The organism is Streptomyces sp. UNOB3_S3 (assembly GCF_020740895.1).
Taxonomy (GTDB): Bacteria; Actinomycetota; Actinomycetes; order Streptomycetales; family Streptomycetaceae; genus Streptomyces.
In genome coordinates this window covers 1-2,805 of record NZ_JAILXP010000592.1, presented here as the reverse complement: position 1 = coordinate 2,805, position 2,805 = coordinate 1, and the positions used below count along the sequence as shown (strand labels likewise).

3 protein-coding genes and 1 pseudogene are annotated in these 2,805 nt (G+C 68.1%); all 4 read left to right on the top strand.

All coding sequences use genetic code 11. The features are described from left to right. Nucleotides 1-458: molybdopterin dinucleotide binding domain-containing protein (locus K6I33_RS34040; RefSeq protein WP_275126850.1), on the top strand; the 458-nt coding region annotated here is incomplete at its 5' end. A gap of 67 nt (nt 459-525) precedes the next feature. Further along, a complete protein-coding gene (locus tag K6I33_RS34035; protein WP_229358668.1) occupies nt 526-987 on the top strand; it encodes a PaaI family thioesterase in 462 nt (153 codons plus the stop codon). Between the two features lie 308 nt (nt 988-1,295). Then, nucleotides 1,296-2,534, top strand: coding sequence for a branched-chain amino acid ABC transporter substrate-binding protein (locus tag K6I33_RS34030; RefSeq protein WP_229358667.1), 1,239 nt, complete (start codon nt 1,296-1,298; stop codon nt 2,532-2,534). Between the two features lie 82 nt (nt 2,535-2,616). Beyond that, nucleotides 2,617-2,805, top strand: a pseudogene (locus K6I33_RS34025) (branched-chain amino acid ABC transporter permease); the annotation flags it as partial.

The window sequence follows — 2,805 nt, the reverse complement described above, 5'->3', positions numbered from 1 at the left end:
CCTTCCCCACTGCCACCGGCAAGGCCAACTTCACCGCGGCCCCCGTCGAGCACCCCCACGTCCCCGAAGGCCGGCTGCTCCTCCAGACCCTCCGCTCCCACGACCAGTACAACACCACCATCTACGGCCTCGACGACCGCTACCGCGGCATCAAGAACGGCCGTCGCGTCGTCCTCCTCCACCCCGACGACGCCCGCGCCCACGACCTCGCCGACGGCTCCTACGCCGACCTCGTCAGCGAATGGACCGACGGCACCGAACGCCGCGCCCCCGGCTTCCGCGTCGTCCACTACCCCACGGCCCGCGGCTGCGCCGCCGCCTACTACCCCGAGACCAACGTCCTCGTCCCCCTCGACCACACCGCCGACACCAGCAACACCCCCGCCAGCAAGTCCATCGTCATCCGGATCGAGCCGAGCGAAGGACGAGCAGCGGAAAAGGAAGATCGCAACGGTTGACGGACGGACCGTCGAGCTGAAAAAAATTTCACACCACAACGACCAAGGGTGATCGGAGCCGCGCGTCATGGGCGAGCACAGCAAGACCACGTTCCCGCAGGAGATCCTCGACCAGTGGGCCGACAGCGGGCTCGACCTCAACGCCCTGTTCTCCGCCGGTCACCTGGGCGAGCGCATGAGCGTCACCGTCGTCGAGGCCTCCCCCGAACGCGTCGTCGGCACCATGCCCGTCGAGGGCAACACCCAGCCCTACGGCCTGCTGCACGGCGGCGCCTCCGCCGTCCTCGCCGAGACCCTGGGCTCGGTCGGCGCCATGCTCCACGGCGGGCCGGCCCGGTTCGCCGTCGGCGTCGACCTCAACTGCACCCACCACCGCGGCGTCCGCTCCGGCCTCGTCACCGGCGTCGCCACCCCCGTCCACCGGGGACGCACCTCCGCCAGCTACGAGATCGTCATCACCGACGAGCAGGGCCGCCGCGTCTGCTCCGCCCGCCTCACCTGCGTCATCCGCGAGCAGACGGCCGGCTGACCGGCACACCGCACCACGACGAAAGCCGGCCACGGGACTCCGCGGCCGGCTTTCGCACACCCGGACGCCCGACGACGACCGGAAAGCGGAGTGTGATCTCCGTCATAACAAGAACGTCACAGCATCGGCGTCACCTCTGCCCGACCCCCGCGCGCACCCCCTAAAGTCGCGGCACATCATGACCGCCGGGCCGTTCGTCCAGCACACCGCAGCCATCCGGCACAGCACCTTCCCACCCGCGCCCGAAGCCGCCCGGCGAGCGACACGACACCTCTCCAGAGGCCACCGCGCCAGGGAAAGGACCCAGCGTGCGCCACCGTTCCCTCGTCATCCTCACCGCCGCGCTCACCACCGGAGCCCTCACCCTCACCGCCTGCGGATCACGCGACGACGACAACGGCAAGGACAACGGCGCCGACGGCGCCAAGACCACCGTGACCATCGGCGTCGACGCCCCGCTCACCGGCTCACTCTCCCCGTTCGGCCAGGGCATCAAGAACTCCGTCGACCTCGCCGTGCGCACCGCCAACAAGAACAACGAGGTCAAGGGCGTCACCTTCAAAACCACCGCCCTCGACGACCAGGCCGTCCCCGGCACCGGACAGCAGAACGCCGCCAAACTCGTCGCCGACAAGAACGTCGTCGGCGTCGTCGGCCCCATGAACTCCGGCGTCGCCCAGTCCATGCAGGGCGTCTTCGCCAAGGCCGACCTCACCCAGGTCTCCCCCGCCAACACCAACCCCGCCCTCACCCAGGGCGACAACTGGGCCAAGGGCGAGAAGAACCGTCCCTTCAAGACCTACTTCCGCACCGCCACCACCGACATCATCCAGGGCCGCTTCGCCGCCCAGCACCTCTACAAGGAAGCCAAGAAGAAAAAGGCCTTCGTCGTCGACGACAAACAGACCTACGGCGTCGGGATCGCCGCCATCTTCGCCGAGGAATTCAAACGCCTCGGCGGCGAGATCGCCGGCACCGACCACCTCACGGTCAAGGAGACCGACTTCTCCGGAATCGCCAACAAAATCAAGACCTCCGGCGCCGACTCCGTCTACTTCGGCGGCCAGTTCCCCGAAGCCGGCCTCCTCTCCGACCAGGTCAAGAAAGCCGGCGCCCGCATCCCCCTCATGGGCGGCGACGGCATCTACAACCCCGGCTTCATCACCGCCTCCGGCGAACCCAACGACGGCGACCTCGCCACCTCCGTCGGCTACCCCGTCGAAGAACTCGACTCCGCCAAGAAATTCGTCCAGGGCTACAAGGACGCCGGCTACAAGGACGCCTACGCCACCTACGGCGGATACTCCTACGACGCCGCCTGGGCCATCGTCCAGGCCGTCAAGAAGACCGTCGAGGACAACAAGGGCAAACTCCCCGCCGACGCGCGCACCAAAGTCCTCGACGCCATGGGCAAGGTCTCCTTCGACGGCGTCACCGGAAAAGTCTCCTTCGACCAGTACGGCGACACCACCAACAAACAACTGACCGTCTACCAGGTCGTAGGCGGAGCCTGGAAATCCCTCAAGAGCGCCACCTTCCAGGACTGACCGGGCCGCCCGCGCGAAGGCACCCGCACCCGCGCACACCCTCGCGCGGCACCGCCCACCACACCCGACGGGGAGGCACGCGGTGCACGAACTGCCGCAGACACTGGTCAGCGGACTCGCACTGGGAACGCTCTACGGTCTCATCGCCATCGGCTACACGATGGTCTACGGCATCGTCCAGCTCATCAACTTCGCCCACGGCGAGATCGTCATGATCGGAGGCTTCGGCGCCCTCACCGTCCGGCTCTGGCTCCCCGACACCGTCCCCCTC

Bases quoted from the DNA above. Each gene is read 5' to 3' on its own strand.
- K6I33_RS34035 (WP_229358668.1), top strand. From the start codon at position 526: ATGGGCGAGCACAGCAAGACCACGTTCCCGCAGGAGATCCTCGACCAG.